The organism is uncultured Nitrospira sp. (genome assembly GCA_902500695.1).
Lineage (GTDB): Bacteria > Nitrospirota > Nitrospiria > Nitrospirales > UBA8639 > Nitrospira_E.
Window position 1 is genome coordinate 1 of the sequence record CABVRQ010000010.1, and the last position, 15,583, is coordinate 15,583.

The 15,583-nt window shown below is 49.5% G+C and carries 17 protein-coding genes and 2 tRNA genes; 6 read left to right on the top strand and 13 right to left on the bottom strand.

The features are described 5' to 3' along the window. Window positions 1-187: 187 nt before the first annotated feature. The 3 genes from AAH187_RS04000 to rph form a co-directional block, all read right to left on the bottom strand. Window positions 188-264, bottom strand: a tRNA-Pro gene (locus tag AAH187_RS04000). Window position 265: 1 nt separating this feature from the next. Continuing rightward, the gene (locus AAH187_RS04005; protein WP_342347146.1) at window positions 266-877 is read right to left on the bottom strand and encodes an XTP/dITP diphosphatase; all 612 of its coding nucleotides are present in this window, start codon (window positions 875-877) and stop codon (window positions 266-268) included. A gap of 14 nt (window positions 878-891) precedes the next feature. Then, complete coding sequence (gene rph / locus AAH187_RS04010) at window positions 892-1,638, bottom strand: ribonuclease PH (RefSeq protein ID WP_342347147.1); 747 nt, start codon at window positions 1,636-1,638, stop codon at window positions 892-894. A gap of 366 nt (window positions 1,639-2,004) precedes the next feature. Between rph and serS the strand changes: the two genes are divergently transcribed. The 3 genes from serS (at window position 2,005) to AAH187_RS04025 (ending at window position 5,599) form a co-directional block, all read left to right on the top strand. Then, on the top strand, window positions 2,005-3,300 hold the full coding sequence (gene serS, locus AAH187_RS04015) for a serine--tRNA ligase (RefSeq protein WP_342347148.1): 1,296 nt from the start codon (window positions 2,005-2,007) through the stop codon (window positions 3,298-3,300). 259 nt (window positions 3,301-3,559) lie between these two features. Next, window positions 3,560-3,647, top strand: a tRNA-Ser gene (locus tag AAH187_RS04020). 188 nt (window positions 3,648-3,835) lie between these two features. Next, a complete protein-coding gene (locus AAH187_RS04025) occupies window positions 3,836-5,599 on the top strand; it encodes a M3 family oligoendopeptidase (protein ID WP_342347149.1) in 1,764 nt (587 codons plus the stop codon). Between the two features lie 115 nt (window positions 5,600-5,714). Here AAH187_RS04025 and AAH187_RS04030 read toward each other — a convergent pair whose 3' ends face one another. The 10 genes from AAH187_RS04030 to AAH187_RS04075 all read right to left on the bottom strand — a co-directional run bounded on the left by AAH187_RS04030 (window position 5,715) and on the right by AAH187_RS04075 (window position 12,432). Further along, entirely contained in the window at window positions 5,715-6,143 is a 429-nt protein-coding gene (locus tag AAH187_RS04030; RefSeq protein ID WP_342347150.1) for a cytochrome c, read from the bottom strand. Between the two features lie 62 nt (window positions 6,144-6,205). After that, entirely contained in the window at window positions 6,206-6,886 is a 681-nt protein-coding gene (gene queC / locus AAH187_RS04035; RefSeq protein ID WP_342347151.1) for a 7-cyano-7-deazaguanine synthase QueC, read from the bottom strand. Window positions 6,887-7,085: 199 nt separating this feature from the next. Next, window positions 7,086-7,601 (bottom strand): TraR/DksA family transcriptional regulator, encoded by a 516-nt coding sequence (locus tag AAH187_RS04040; protein WP_342347152.1) that lies wholly within the window; start codon window positions 7,599-7,601, stop codon window positions 7,086-7,088. Between the two features lie 111 nt (window positions 7,602-7,712). Next, window positions 7,713-8,228: an adenine phosphoribosyltransferase gene (locus AAH187_RS04045; protein WP_342347153.1), complete on the bottom strand. Its 516-nt coding sequence runs from the start codon at window positions 8,226-8,228 to the stop codon at window positions 7,713-7,715. An 85-nt stretch (window positions 8,229-8,313) separates the two neighbouring features. After that, a complete protein-coding gene (locus tag AAH187_RS04050) occupies window positions 8,314-8,616 on the bottom strand; it encodes an acylphosphatase (protein ID WP_342347154.1) in 303 nt (100 codons plus the stop codon). A 19-nt stretch (window positions 8,617-8,635) separates the two neighbouring features. Next, window positions 8,636-10,117, bottom strand: a complete 1,482-nt coding sequence (hemG, locus tag AAH187_RS04055) for a protoporphyrinogen oxidase (RefSeq protein ID WP_342347155.1) — start codon at window positions 10,115-10,117, stop codon at window positions 8,636-8,638. Window positions 10,118-10,225: 108 nt separating this feature from the next. Next, window positions 10,226-11,263: a uroporphyrinogen decarboxylase gene (gene hemE, locus AAH187_RS04060; RefSeq protein ID WP_342347156.1), complete on the bottom strand. Its 1,038-nt coding sequence runs from the start codon at window positions 11,261-11,263 to the stop codon at window positions 10,226-10,228. A gap of 156 nt (window positions 11,264-11,419) precedes the next feature. After that, on the bottom strand, window positions 11,420-11,854 hold the full coding sequence (locus tag AAH187_RS04065) for a hypothetical protein (protein ID WP_342347157.1): 435 nt from the start codon (window positions 11,852-11,854) through the stop codon (window positions 11,420-11,422). A gap of 76 nt (window positions 11,855-11,930) precedes the next feature. After that, window positions 11,931-12,134, bottom strand: coding sequence for a hypothetical protein (locus AAH187_RS04070; RefSeq protein ID WP_342347158.1), 204 nt, complete (start codon window positions 12,132-12,134; stop codon window positions 11,931-11,933). 118 nt (window positions 12,135-12,252) lie between these two features. Further along, entirely contained in the window at window positions 12,253-12,432 is a 180-nt protein-coding gene (locus AAH187_RS04075) for a hypothetical protein (protein WP_312641234.1), read from the bottom strand. A gap of 201 nt (window positions 12,433-12,633) precedes the next feature. Between AAH187_RS04075 and AAH187_RS04080 the strand changes: the two genes are divergently transcribed. The 3 genes from AAH187_RS04080 (at window position 12,634) to AAH187_RS04090 (ending at window position 15,549) form a co-directional block, all read left to right on the top strand. After that, entirely contained in the window at window positions 12,634-12,927 is a 294-nt protein-coding gene (locus AAH187_RS04080) for a zinc ribbon domain-containing protein (protein WP_342347159.1), read from the top strand. A gap of 187 nt (window positions 12,928-13,114) precedes the next feature. Beyond that, window positions 13,115-14,011, top strand: coding sequence for a substrate-binding domain-containing protein (locus AAH187_RS04085; protein ID WP_342347160.1), 897 nt, complete (start codon window positions 13,115-13,117; stop codon window positions 14,009-14,011). A 119-nt stretch (window positions 14,012-14,130) separates the two neighbouring features. Continuing rightward, window positions 14,131-15,549 carry an acetyl-CoA carboxylase biotin carboxylase subunit gene (locus AAH187_RS04090; protein WP_342347161.1) on the top strand — a complete coding sequence of 473 codons (1,419 nt, stop codon included), beginning with the start codon at window positions 14,131-14,133 and terminating at the stop codon, window positions 15,547-15,549. The last annotated feature ends 34 nt before the right edge of the window (window positions 15,550-15,583 follow it).

A 15,583-nucleotide genomic window follows, 5' to 3' on the forward strand; every position in this document is an offset into this window, starting at 1 on the left:
ATAGCGAGGCCACGGCGAGCGGTCGCTCCTTCTCGACCCCAGGACACAGAATCAAGTTCTCGGGGTCATGCAGACACGGAGCCTGACTTGCTCAAACAGGTCTCTCGAACTGAGCTAGGGGCGCAAAGGTTGACGTTGGTGACCTGATCGTGAAAATCAGATGAGATGATGGAATCACTGAAGAATTTGGTCGGGGCGAGAGGATTTGAACCTCCGACATCCTGCTCCCAAAGCAGGCGCGCTACCGGGCTGCGCTACGCCCCGACTATTTTGCTAGATGACGATGTGTGGTGAGAAGGCTCTTGGCATTGGTGACCGCTTGAGCCCGGTGGCTTATTCGGTTTTTTTCTGCAAAGGTCATCTCGGCTAAGGTTTTTCCTAGTTGAGGAACATAGAATACTGGATCATACCCGAATCCCCCTGTCCCATGAAACTCCTGGGTGATAATTCCCTCTAATACGCCCTCAACGGTTTCTGTCTGCCCATCAGGATTGGCCAGCGCCACCACGGTGATAAATCTGGCCGTTCGCTGGTCAGACGGCACGCCGTGTAATTCTTCCAACAGTTTTTTACAATTCTCATCGTAGGTGGCATGCTCTCCGGCGTATCGGGCCGCATAGACTCCTGGACGTCCCTGTAACGCATCCACTTCCAACCCGGTATCATCTGCCAGTGCCCACTGTCCGGTAAATTTTGCTGTGGCCACTGCCTTTTTTTCGGCATTGGCCTGACAGGTGACCCCATCTTCTTCGACAGCGGGAAAATCAGGAAATTCATGTAAGGTGAGCATGGGAATGCCCACATCCTTGAGAATGGATTGAATTTCCTCAACTTTATGCCGATTCCCTGTCGCTAGGACTAATGAGTCAATGACCATCTCCGTGATCCGAGTCAGGCAATTGAGCCGATGAGTTCCTTCTGCAAGGTAATCAATTGTTGAATACCTCCCCATCCCATCGCCAAAAACTCATCAAGGTCTTTTTTGGAAAAGGGAGACTGTTCGGCCGTGCCTTGCACCTCGACCATCCGGCCATTCCCCGTCATGACTAAGTTCATATCCACGTCCGCTTTGGAGTCTTCGTCGTATGCCAGGTCCAACAGGATTTCCCCTGCCACCTTTCCAATACTGATGGCTGCCAGATAATCCAGGAGCGGGCATTGTTTGATCAGACCTTTCTCCTTCAAAGTCGAAAAGGCATCAGCCAGGGCAATGTAGGCGCCCGTGATAGAGGCAGTCCGTGTTCCCCCATCCGCCTGAATCACATCACAATCAATCCAAATGGAGCGCTCTCCCATTTGATGCATGTCCGTGACGGCTCGTAGCGCTCGTCCCACCAACCGTTGGATTTCCAATGTTCTTCCGCCCTGCTTGCCCTTACTGGCTTCACGGGACATCCGGTCATGGGTCGAACGAGGCAACATCCCATACTCAGCGGTGATCCAGCCTTGCCCCTTGTCTCGTAAAAATGGCGGGACTTTTTCTTCCACCGAAGCCGTACACACGACCTTGGTCTCTCCCATTTCAATGAGCACCGACCCCTCCGCATATTTGGTAAAGGGGCGGGTAATTTTGATAGGTCGGAGTTCATCTGCCCGTCGATTATCTGTTCGCGCAATTCCAAGTGTCGGTAACATCATTCCTCACATTAAAAAAAAGGGGTTGAATTATAAAGAGGGCTCGTACAAAACACAAATGCGCCAGACACGTAAAACGCAGAAGGTTTTAAAAATTGGTGATCTATTGGGATTGCGATGAGGGACAACCTGCATCCAAATCTTCGTTCGCCAGCCAGATGAATCATTTCTTACGATCCTGAGTCACATACCAGCGAAGGAGCAGCAATCCCGCAATGAGTACACTCACCAGGACGACAAACAGGTCTTCATCAGGAAAGAGATAAGGCATGGGGCTATGCTGCGGCCGAAATAACTATGGTTTTGCGCTTTTCATTCATTGACTGAGATAGGGACTCATGATAGATTCGATTTCCCTGCCAGGCTACCATGCACGATATCCGAATTCTTAGCGACCAACTCGAATCTCTCCGCTCCCAACTCGGTGCTCGAGCTGGCGACATTTCCTGGGAAATCGTTCAGACCTTAGCCGCCCAACGACGTGCTCTCATCACCCAAACCGAAGAACTTCGCCATCAGTTAAAAAAAGGATCGGATCGAATCGCCGATCTGAAACGTACCAAACAACCGAGCGAGGACGCCATGGCCGCCCTTCGCGAAATTCGCGACCGCATCCAGACTATGGATGTGGAATTGCGAACCACCGAAGACCAATTACAAGACCACGCTCTCAGGATCCCCAATATTCCTCACGAAACGGTCCCGCCGGGGAAGGATGAACACGATAACGTGGAAGTACGACAATGGGGAACCCCTCCGGAGTTTTCCTTCCCAGCCAGATCCCATCAGGACCTGGGAGAGTCACTTGGCATCCTCGATTTCAAACGGGCCACGAAAATTGCCGGAGCACGATTTTGTGTCTCACTGGGCCTGGGTGCGCGATTGGAACGCGCCCTGGCCAATTTCATGCTGGATTCCCATATCCAGGAACACGGCTATACCGAAGTGCTTCCCCCCATGCTTGTCAACCGGCCAACCATGACCGGCACCGGCCAATTACCCAAATTCGCCGAAGACCTCTTTCATCTTTCTGAAGAAGATTTCTTTCTCATTCCGACGGCGGAAGTTCCCGTTACCAACCTGTTTCGAGAGGAAATCCTTGACGCAGAGCAACTCCCTTTACGCTTCGTCGCATACACCTCCTGTTTCCGACGTGAAGCCGGTTCGTATGGCAAAGACACCCAAGGTCTGATTCGCATGCACCAATTTCAAAAAGTGGAACTGGTCAATTTTGTCCGACCGGAGGATTCCTATGACCAGCTGGAACGCCTGACTCATGCCGCCGAATCCATTCTCCAAAAATTGGCACTCCCCTATCGTGTCATCGAATTATGCTCAGGCGACCTGGGATTTTCTGCCGCTAAAACGTATGACCTTGAGGTCTGGCTTCCTTCGCAACAACGGTATCGAGAAATTTCCTCTTGCAGTAATTTTGAGGCGTTTCAGGCCCGTCGAGCCAACATCCGATTTCGCTCCAAAAAGGACAAGCCTCAATTTCTGCATACACTCAATGGCTCAGGCTTGGCTATTGGACGGACCGTGGTCGCCATTTTGGAGAACTATCAGCAGGCCGACGGGACCATAAAAATTCCCCCCGCATTGCAACCTTACATGAACGGGGTTAGCGTCATTAGTCCGGGTGCTGTTCCATCAGTGAAAGATTGATGTTCCCCAAACGTGCATGTGATCTTCAGCCTCGCGTAATGACACAAATTTTTCACCACCCTCACCAAATTTCATTAAGCCCGAGAGTTCACATTGCCGACTCAGTCAGCTACTATAGGTTTGCATGAAAAAGAGGATTATGAGTTTTAATTTTTCGCGTTTTAATTGAAACATCTAGTCGAGCAATTGGAGTGAAGACCACAATTGGGTGAGAGTCAGTCCTACCAAATATCCGCAAGTTTTTGACTCTAAATAATTCGGAGGGGTGCTAGAGTGGTCGAATAGACCGGTCTTGAAAACCGGCGTCGTGAAAGCGACCGTGGGTTCGAATCCCACCCCCTCCGCCAGCCTTCGCGCTCGCCGCTGAAACCTGCTTCGGCGCCAAATCGGCCAAGGCTAGGGCGTAGGTAGGGCTCAAAAATTATGGCAGCTCAAAAGCCAAATTTCCTATAAACCACCTTTGCCGCAAAGCGCCATGATTTTCAAGCATACCGGAATATGACAGGGGAATTTTTTGTTAGCAAAAGGAGCAAACATGTCGAAGACTCTTCCATCCTGGAACCTTCAAGGCCTCTTGCACCATCCGGCCAAAGACTTTAAGCGCATCACTAAGAAACTCGATATCCTCATTTCCGCGCTTGAAGCAGAACGACCGCATTTATCCGCCGATATCTCCGCCGCCCGGTTCAAGAAAATCTGGGAGCAATACGAAACCGTCACCGAACACATGACGACCTTACGGGCTTTTTCGTTTTTATGGTTTTCTGAAAATACGAAAAATCAGGAAGCCCGGGCGTTTGACACCCAGGTACGGAACCGGCTGACGGACTGTTCTAATCGCCTGGTATTTCTTGACCTCTGGTGGCAAAGCCTCGATCCCACTAACGCGACACGGCTGACCGCAAAAGCCGAGCGGTTCCGGTATCATCTGGAGACCTTGACTCGATTCACACCGCATACGTTGACTGAATCGGAAGAACGGATTTTGACTATTAAGAGTACGACCGGGCGCCAAGCTCTTGAAACGTTGTATGGCGTCACCACCAATAGCTTCACCTTTCCAATGAAGGTGAAGGGCCGGGCTACCCGTCTGACCCGGGAACAATTGATGGGGTATGTCCGCCATCCCTTGGCGTCAGTTCGTCGAGAAGCCTACCACGCCCAATTCAAGGTGTATGGTGAACACCGGGATGTCCTGGGAGAAATGTATAAAAGCCTGGTTCAGGATTGGGGAAACGAAGGCCTCACCCTACGGCATTATCCGACACCTATTGCCGTGCGCAATATCACGAATGATGTGCCGGAAAAAGCTGTTGATGCGCTTCTCAAAACCTGCCGAAAAAACGCCGGAATTTTCCAGGAATATTTTCGATTAAAGGGCCGGCTCCTCAAAATTAAACAATTTCAACGATACGACCTCTATGCTCCCTTCGCAGCGAAGAAATCAAAATATTCTTTTGCCAGGGCGAAATCGCTTGTGATGGAAGCCTATCAAGCCTTTTCCCCTGAATTGGCCCAACGAGCGAAGCAGGTTCTTGAAGAAAACCATCTGGATGCCGCGATCAGACCAGGCAAAATGGGAGGGGCTTTTTGCTATAGCGTGCTCCCGACACAGACTCCCTACGTACTGGTGAATTTCACGGGCGAGTCCCGTGATGTCTCAACGTTAGCGCATGAACTGGGTCATGCCGTGCATGCCATGATGGCTGCCGATCATTCAATCCTCACGTTTCATTCGTCGCTCCCTCTGGCGGAAACGGCCTCGGTGTTTGGCGAACACCTGCTTTCCGATTTACTTCTCCAACAGGAAAAGGACCCCAAGGTCAAAGCAGGACTCCTTGTCGATCAACTCGACGATGCCTATGCCACCATCATGCGACAGGCCTACTTTGTTCAATTTGAACGGCAAGCCCATCACATGGTTCAACAAGGCGCGACCATTGATGCCCTCGCTCAAACCTACCTATTGCTCCTTCGGGAGCAATTCGGCCCCCGCCTGCCCGTCCACGAGGAATTTCAATGGGAATGGTTAGCCATTCCTCATATCTTTGCCAGTCCATTTTATTGTTACGCCTACAGCTTTGGCAGTTTATTAGTGCTGTCGCTTTTCCAACGCTATCAAGCCGAAGGATCTTCGTTCGTCCCTCGATACTTACAATTGCTGGCAGGAGGTGGCTCAGCCAGTCCCCAAGACTTGCTGAAACCCCTACAGGTCGATATCAACTCCACGGCTTTCTGGCAGGCGGGATTTACACGGATCCAGGGGCTGGTCAATCAACTGGAACGAAGTATGCCGTGAACGGTTCCTGGTCACAAAAAAGCTTGGACAGTCTGAGAAAAGAGGAAACAGTGTTTCAGGATGGTCACGCCTAAGAAGGAAGATATAGCCGGACTGGACGACCTCCTTCGATGCTTTATGAAATTCCTGCTTGGCGTTGAAGCCACCGGATGTAGCCAATAATCTGCGTGACGTCATCAGCAGTCACGCCTTCGATCTTGGGCATATTCCCGAACTTCCAATGGTGGGCTTTGACTCCCTGGGCCGCAGCCCGCTGAAAAGCAAAATCCGCATGATGACTGGGTTCATAAATCTTATGAACTAAGGGAGGACCTTGACCCGTTCCCGAGGCTTGGGCTCCATGGCAAGGAGAACAAAAGGCATTGAATTTTTCTTCGCCAGCTTTGAATTCTGTTGGAAGTTCTTTTACTACCGATATTTGTGCTATGGATGCGGGAGCAGAGGATTCCCCGGCACTTGTCCCATTCTCAGAACAGCCAATAACAAACCAACAAAGAAACCCTGCAACACCCCTGAGAATTATCCGTCTAGAATGATGACTCATGTCCAATTTCCTTTACACCCATAAATACTCGTTCACAATCAGGCTTGGCCACAACCTCATATTTATCCGGCAAGGAGCGGATCAGAAAGTTGGGCCTCTTCAAATCCCTCTTGACGAATCACGCAACTATCACATTGACCGCACGGTTGATTCTGTCGTCCTGGATTATAACAACTATTCGTCCATTGAAAAGGCACCCCTAGGGCATGTCCTTTTTGGATAATTTCACGTTTGGTCAAAAAGAGCAGTGGAGCGAGAATGTCGATCTGTTGACCTTCCATTCCCATTCGCGTGCCAAGACGAGCCACCTCCTTGAACGCCTGAATAAATGCCGGTCGACAATCCGGATAGCCGGAGTAGTCACGAATGTTGGCCCCAAAAAACATGCTGGAGGCATCCAACACCTCCGCGTAGGCCAGCGCCAGACTTAAGAAAATCGTATTCCTGGCTGGAACATAGGTGACGGGAATCTGCCGTTCACCATCCCGGGCGGGTTGATGGGCGGGAACAGGTATCTGATCGGTTAAGGCCGATCCCCCAAACGTTCGCAAGTCCAGTTGGATTATTTTGTGTTCTTTGACATCAAAAAATTCAGAAATTTTCTGTGCACAATCGATTTCCGTTCGATGGCGTTGTCCATAATCAATAGTCAGGAAATACAGCTCATATCCTTCTGATTTGGCAATGGCGGCCGTCACCGTCGAATCCAACCCTCCACTTGCCAGAACAACAGTCTTTGCCATGAGTTTACGCGAGCCGTCCTTGAGCCCTTTCCCACCCACCCTTCAGATGGAGGTGGATTTTTATACAGAAATAATCAATCACTGATTCAATTGTTGGTGGTGGGGAAATTGAAGGCGCAAAACGCCTTTCCCAGATTGGAGGGGTGCATGCCATTCCCGGCTAGACATGGTGAAAGAGCACAAAAGGCAATCCTGGTGTTTATTGCCGCTGTTCCGATCGTTCAATCTTTTCCATCAGTTCACGTTTGGATTTACACTCAACGCATAGACGCGCAAACGGAAGCGCTTGCAAACGCTTTTCATTGATTTCTCCCCCACATTCCGCGCACACGCCATAGGTGCCTTCATCCAAACTATCCAAGGCATCATCAATCAGTTGTCGTTCACGATTTCGCATTTCCTGAAGCGAAATCCCCATTTCGCGATCCAAATCCACCAATGCCTGGTCTCCACTATCCATGGCCGCTTCCAGCCGGCGCTGCTGTTCTTCAGTCACTGATTGTCCAAGCTGTTGTTTGATTTCTTGAATTAGCGCTTCCCGTTTGGCCAATAGAATTTCCTTTAATGCCACATGACGATCTTCCGGTTGGGCTTTCGCCGGCTTACGCGAAGCGGGGGATGTGGAAGTGGCTTTTGATGTGTCTTTGGTAGTGGCTTTTTTGGTCACGGCAGAGACCGTCGTTTTCGTTTCTTTCTTAGCTGGTCTTTCGGCCATACTACATTCCTTTCTTCCTTCGAAAGTTAATCATTCTCTCACACCACAGGAGGATCAATTTTTGCGGACACGTTCCCCATGGCACATGCCGCAAAAATACAGTCCATACAATTACTTATACGTAATCAGGGAGTGAATATCACACCCGTTCAATTTATTTCGTCCGTCGAGCCCAAGTAATTCGACTAAAAATGCCACGCCGGCAATATCTCCCCCCAATTGCCGAATCAAATGGACCGTAGCGGCGGCCGTTCCTCCAGTGGCAAGAAGATCATCAACCACTAGCACGCGCTCTCCCTTTTGAATCGCATCACGATGAATCGCCAAGGCCGTCGAGCCATACTCTAAATTATAATTGACTTCAAACACATCCGCCGGCAATTTGCCAGGCTTCCGGACAGGAACAAACCCGGCATTCAAGTGATACGCCAATGGACTCCCCAAAATAAATCCTCGCGATTCGATCCCCACCACTCTAGTAATGCCGGCATCCCGATAGTGTTGAATACATTCATCGATGATGGAACGAAAGCAAGCAGGATTGTTTAATAAGGGCGTAATATCGTAAAAAAGGATACCGGGTTTGGGAAAATCCGGAACCTCGCGAATATGTGCTTTATAGTCCATAAATTAACTGCTCAGTCCTGATGAAACCTGTGGATTCTTTCATTTTTGAGATCGGATTTACCCGATCCGCACCGCCCCCTATCCCTTACAGAAAAGTACGAAGGATTTGAAACCCTTCAGTTTGCCTGTTTGGGTCTTTCCAGTCAACCGTTACCTGAAGAACTTTAGAAAGAGGAGGCCCTGTGTGGATGTCTTGGAGAAAGTCCTGAACTGATGCGTGTGGCCCTTCCACTTCCAATTCAACCTCTCCTTCAGCACAGTTTCGCACCCACCCATGCAGTGCTCTATTGTTGGCCTGCATTTGCACAAACGCTCGAAATCCGACTCCTTGAACTTTTCCACTGACACAGGCATGAGCCCGAACAATCGCGTCCCTCTCTTTTTCCACGTTATCCAATCTGTTTCCTTCAACCGGAAACTGTGCTTCCAGAATCCCTTGTTGAATAAAGAGCGGTATAATCCTGTAGCAGTTGCTTTCCCACCTTCGTGCCTTCTCGGATGCAATCAGGGATACCGATGCCATACATGCCTGCTCCCGTCACATAGAGGCCTGGCGAATGGACTAACTGTTCCTGAACCTTAGCCAACCGGTCCCGATGTCCGAGCACATATTGAGGCATTCCCTGCTTCCATCGATGGATTTCCGTATAGGTTGGAGCAGCCGTAATTCCGACCATGGAGGTTAATTCTCCACGTACACACTTCACCAGAGCGGCATCATCCTGCTCCAAAACCGTCTCCCGCCCTCGACCACCGATGTAACAACGGATTAAGGTTTCTCCAGCCCTGCTCCGATCCGGCCACTTCAATGAGGTCCAGGTTGCGGCAAGCAATGGGCGTTGTTCTTTCCGGGGAACAACAAATCCGAATCCTCGTATCTGTGAACCAATGGACTCAGCGGGATATGCCATAGAAATCGTTGCCGTCGAGGCATAGGGAATGCCATCTAACAGGCTAGCTGTTTCGGGTTGAACTGCACGAAGGAAACGAGCCGTCTGATATGCCGGAGTCGCCAACACAACCGCATCAGCGGGAAGCCGATTCCCATTGTCCAACATGACGTGAAACACTCCCGACCCAGGAGTTGGTGGCTGAATTTCCAGACACTCGACTCCAGCCATTAACCTTACGCCGCGTTTGCGTAATGCCTCCACCAACGTCCGAATGAGCTCACCTAATCCCCCTCGAAGCGACATAAACATCGTGGTGGCTTCGCCGGATGAGCGTGGGGCTGATGGGGCGCTGGCCAGAGCCTTCCGCATTCCTTTGATGACACTGCCATATTCTCGCTCTAATTCGCGAAATCGAGGAAAGGTCGACTCAATACTCAGTTCATCTGCATCCCCGGCATAAATGCCTGCCACCAATGGTTCAATGAGGTTCTCGAAGGCCTCCGTCCCAAAGCGTCGACGAAAAAACTCTCCCAATGATTCGTCTGCCTGCCAAGAATTCCGTCTTGGCCAAAAGCGTTCGGCCGCCATGCGAAGCATTCCACCCCAGGATAAGAGTCCGCTGGAAACAAGGGTATCAACCCGTTTGGGCCGAAAGGCCAATAAGCCTTGTGGCAGTTCTCTCAAGGCTCCCCGGCAAAATGAAAATGTCTGATTATGTTGTGAGTTGGTAGAAATTAATTGATCGTGAAGCCCCAGGGTCCGGCACAATTCGAGCGCCCACGGCTTGGAAGTGAGAAAGGAGTCAGGTCCCCCTTCGATCAGATAGTTGTCTGTGATATGTGTCAGAATTTTTCCACCCCACCGAGGCTCTCGTTCAACGACTGTGCATTGTACGGCCATCTGCTTATTCTCAGCTTCCTCCATGAGGGCATACGACGTGGCGAGTCCGGATATCCCTCCTCCCACAATAACCACTTGGTACGGTGCCTTCGTCATGAAGTCTCGAGCAATCAACAAGGAAATGCTAGGACGTAATTGGAAATTGGAATAAGCCGGTTTTCATGGCGGGACGCGAAAAAGCTGACAGGAGGAAGCACCGCTACATCATTCACATGAGGAAGGCGTTGAAAACCGGCGAACACATTCAATGGCAAATTCAACGCTGTGCAAAGGGGTATTGGGAAGAATTCCGTGACCTAGATTGAAAATGTGACCGGGTCTGCTACCAGCTTGTTGCATAATATCCTTCACCCGACGCTCGATTTCTTTTTCAGGGGCGAACAGCAGCAGGGGGTCCAGATTACCTTGAATACTGACATCAAACCCGATGGTCCTCCATGCTTCATCCAAACGAACACGCCAGTCAACGCCCATCACATCGCTTCCAGCTTTTCGCATAAGCGGAAGAAGTCCAGTCGTCCCCGTTCCAAAATAGATAAGCGGAATTCCTTCAACCCGTAAGGCCGAAAAAATATTTTGAACATGAGGAAGGACATATTCCTCATAATCGCCTGGACTTAAACAGCCGACCCAACTATCAAAGAGTTGAATGGCTTGGGCGCCTGCTCGACTTTGCACCCGTAAATACTCGACAACGACCGCAGACAGTTTGGACATTAATTGATGCCACACGGTTGGCTGCGAGAACATCAGGTTTTTGGTTCTGGAATAGTCACGTGAGCTTCCGCCCTCAATGGCGTAACTGGCTAACGTAAACGGCGCTCCGGCAAATCCCAGTAACGGGACTCGATTATCAAGGGCCTGAAGGGTCTGGCGAATGGCTTCTCCGGCATAAGCGAATGCCTCTCCATCGACCGGACGCAAATCCACAATGCCCATTTCGCCTCGGATTGGATTGTCAATAACCGGACCCTTCCCCTCAACAAATTCCAGGTTTAATCCCATGGCTTGCAGGGGCAACAAAATATCCGCAAAAATAATTGCCGCATCCAGATCAAAACGGTCAATAGGTTGAAGTGTCACTTCCGCAGCTAACTCGGGTGTTTTGCATACCTCTAAAATGGAATGCTTGCGCCGGATAGCCTGGTACTCTTCCATGTATCGTCCTGCCTGACGCATAAACCAAACGGGGGTCCGGTCTACGGGCTGTCGCATACAGGCTTTTATAAATCGATCATTCATGTCGGGCATTCTACGAATGGAGGAAAAGTGAGTCAATCGATAAGGTTCGAAAAGTGATGCTAGCTGTCATTATGGACACCACATTGTCTTTATGATCAAAAACGATCTCACTCTCTCGCCAGGTGGATACGACGGAACACCACCAATCATTTCCGGTCATGGCAAAAGAGGTGATAGCTCTTGCCGGATTCTCTGGGCCTGCCCCTCCACCACATCTCGTTGATCATCAGACATGAGCCACGCCTCATCCGGCTGCAGTTCAATGCGATAATGTTGTTGGTCAGCCGAAAACCATTCAAAATAAGGATGGGGTTCAAGAAGAGGGTGCGGATCAAACGACATAAGACTGACTTTGCCTAGTTGAGGGATGGAAAAATCATAGAGCGATTCTCCTGCCTGAGGATCATCTAAAAATCGTGGGTTTTGAAAACCTACGACTTTTCCGGCAATCTCTCCAACAAAATCCCCAACTAAATATACATCCACGGTTTCCAGCCCGGCAAAGGTAATTTGCCCAACAACCGATCCGACAATCCGATTGTCTAAAAATCCTTCTTTGACCCACCGTGCATTCGCAAATTTTTCAGCCATAACAAATATTATAAAAAAAGAAAAATCCCCCTCAGGGGCGGGGGGAACTGAAAGTCGCAATATCAGAAACCACGCGTTACGGTTTACATAGGGGGCATTTGAGTTGCATGGCGGCATCAGTATTTTCTAAATATTCCAGAGCCGTATCCTTATCTGGGTATTCCGTCCACCCGCCTTCCCAAAAGTCAGCCCGATGCGGGCCTGAAGGCACCTCCGGACAACGATCCCGATGGATCATCGCTTCATCAAGTGATCTTTTTAGATGGATCCAATACCCCATAGTCGCGATGCTCCTTCACTGGGTGATGCGCCGAGCCTGCCCCACAGGCACGATCAAAAATTTACGTGAGAACAACCTGTCAGGAATATAACGGAGAGGGAGCCTGACCTACAGGAATTCAGTTATCCACAAATTGCCATTCATCTTTGTCTAAAAAAACTTTTTGGCCCGCATCAAGCTTGGCTTGCTGTTCCTTATCAAAAAACTGCATATATCGCTCAATGCGATCCGGATCGTCAATACGTTCTTCCTTAACCATTCCAGTGGGCAATTTAAATTTCCTAATTAACACCGACATGACTCATTCCTCCAAAATTTGACTGTAATAAGACCAACGAAAAATTATAGTGAAATCATAAACTTGCCGTCAATCTTTTCTGAACATTTCCACGGTCACCACGTTTATTCATTGGCCACGCGGATACAATTTTCGATATAATGGAATTCTGACAGAGGGATTAACCATGTTCATCCTCGTACAATTTCACAGGAGTTATTTATGCCATTGTATGAATATATTTGCGAAGGCTGCGATCATCGTTATGAGGCCATGCAAGCGCTGAGCGTGAAACCGGAAGAAACTCTTTGCCCAATATGCAACACCACCAAAAGCCGGCGGATCATGTCCTCTTTTGCGTCGAAAATAGTCGGAACACATAAACCAGGATTCGCAGAAGGCAAAGCCTATAATATGTTGAATGAACGAATGGATAAGTTTTCCAAACTCCCTCCTATTATGGGCCAACGCGCGGAACCGACCGAATCCAATTTCCAACCCCCGGTAGGAGAATAGGATGAAGCTTGGGCGGACATATATAAGGGTGACTGCTCAAGATATTCTATCTTCCACATTTCCCGCCCCTTGACATTTATTTCCATAAACCGGAAAGATGTGGCCGTTTTTTCATTCTTGGTGATACATTAATCTGTTTTTTCGACCACTTGCGCGGCCGTTGCTTTTACGAGGGATCATAAAAATTATGGCGGCCATCAGGCTCTGTAAATATGACGTGGTCAAGATTACGGTTATGATCGGGATCGGTTTTCTCTGTGGACTGGTAGCTCCCTTAAGCCCGGTTCATTCCAAAGAATCCACGACCTCCGAACCTCCGGTTACGGTTCCGGAAACGCTTTCCGGAACTATTCTCATCGTTGGCAATGGGCCTGAGCGATATCTTCTGGAAATTCTGGCTGCGGAATTTGAGTCCCGCCATCCCTCTATTTCCGTTGATATTTTTTGGCACCCCAATGCCAAACCCATCAGAACCATCGAACTCAACGAAGCAGATATTGGCATCACGGGCGAAGAGGTCCCATCTCTGCGATCCACGGCTATTGCCAGAGACGGCGTTGCCGTCTTAACCAATTTTTCAAACCCGGTAAAAGAAATGACTATCCAGCAAGTTGCGGAGGTCTTTTCTGGAAAAATTCGTTATTGGTCTCAGGTCTATGAGGAAGCCCCTCAAACCAAAATTGTGCTGATCAATCGAACCCCTAATGAAAATATTCGACAAGGTTTCGAAAAAACGTTACACATTCCTGACGGGATTCCGCGTTCCGCTTATAGAGCGGGAACCGAGGATGAGGCCATTAAAGCGGTGAGCGGGAATTTGGAGGCCATTACCTTTGTATCCATGACCCCAGCTCTCAGAGCCAAAGAAGATGGGATCGCGATCAATCTTCTGTTTATTAATCGAATAGAACCGGAAGTGCAAACCATATTGGATAATCGTTATCCACTCCAACGACCGGTGATGTTCATCACTCATTCCCGTCCTTCACCGCAGGTCCTGGCCTTTGAACAGTTTGCCCTTTCACCGGAAGGCCAAAACCTTATGCGAAAAGGGAAATATTATCCACTTCTTAAGGATCAATAATTGGCGGGAATCCCTGATTCGTTGGCTCATCTTCTGATACCATCTCAGGCTCGTAACGATGAGAGTATCATCGGCACGGTCATGCATTCCAAATATTGAGACACCAACCCTAGAATCGAATGTTAAAAAAAGTTTTAATAGCCAATCGGGGAGAAATAGCGATGCGCGTCATCAGGGCATGTCGAGAATTCGGCATTGCCACGGCGGCGATTTATTCAGAAAGTGACGCCACCGCCATTTACGTCAAAAAAGCTAATGAAGCGTATTTAGTCGGTCCAGGTCCTGTGCAAGGGTATCTCGATGCTCGACAAATTGTGGGATTGGCGAAGCGTATTCGAGCCGACGCCATTCATCCAGGATATGGGTTTTTAGCTGAAAACGCGGATTTTGCCAGACTGTGTGAAGAGGCCGGCATTCTCTTTATTGGCCCGTCTCCACACTCACTTGAACTACTTGGCGATAAGGTTCAGGCTCGAGCACTGGCCATCAAAATTGGTGTGCCTGTTGTTCCCGGGACTGATGGCAGTGTTGGCACGCTGGAAGAGGCACTGACATTTGCCCATAAAGCGGGATATCCGGTAATGGTCAAAGCCAGCGCCGGTGGTGGAGGACGAGGCCTTCGCGTCGTGCGCTCAGACGATGAATTACAGGAGGCCATGGAAGCCGGGGCTCGAGAAGCTCTGGCGGCATTTGGCAATGGGGAATTATTTCTTGAAAAATATGTGGAACGACCCCACCATATCGAATTTCAATTACTGGCAGATAAAAACGGCTATGTGATTCATTTGGGAGAACGGGATTGTTCTATCCAACGGCGCCATCAAAAATTAATAGAAATTGCCCCGTCACTTGTATTAACCCCTCGTCTGCGAGCAGAAATGGGAGAAGCCGCCATCGCCATGGCCCGTGCCGCTCAGTTCTATAATGCCGGCACCGTGGAGTTTCTGTTAGATCCCGATGGACGATACTACTTCATGGAAATGAACCCTCGCATTCAGGTGGAACATACCGTCACGGAACAGATTACCACCGTTGATATTGTGCAATCCCAACTATGGATTGCCGCAGGGCGTCCTCTGGTCTTCGGGCAGCATGAGGTCAATCTCCAGGGCTATGCCATTCAATGTCGAGTAAATGCTGAAGATCCCCAAAACGGGTTTCGGCCCTCCTCGGGAAAAATCACGGCCTATTTGTCCCCTGGTGGTGTTGGGGTTCGGATTGACGGCGCGGTGTACAAGGATTATACCGTCCCTCCGTATTATGATGCCCTCTTAGCCAAATTGACCGTTCATGGTCGAACCTGGGACGAAACTGTTCGCCGAACGCATCGCTCGCTTGAAGAATTTGTTCTGCGGGGCGTCAAAACCACAATTCCATTTATGGCAAAAATCATGGAAGAACCGGACTTCCGGGCCGGGCGGTTTGACACCTCCTATCTTGAACGCCATCCCGATCTCTTTGAATATGAAGAGGCAGAAGAACCGGAAGATCTGGTCATTGCCCTGTCCGCAGCCATCGCCGCATTTGAAGGATTATAACAACCGACATGAACAGTTGTGATCCGTTGCACAT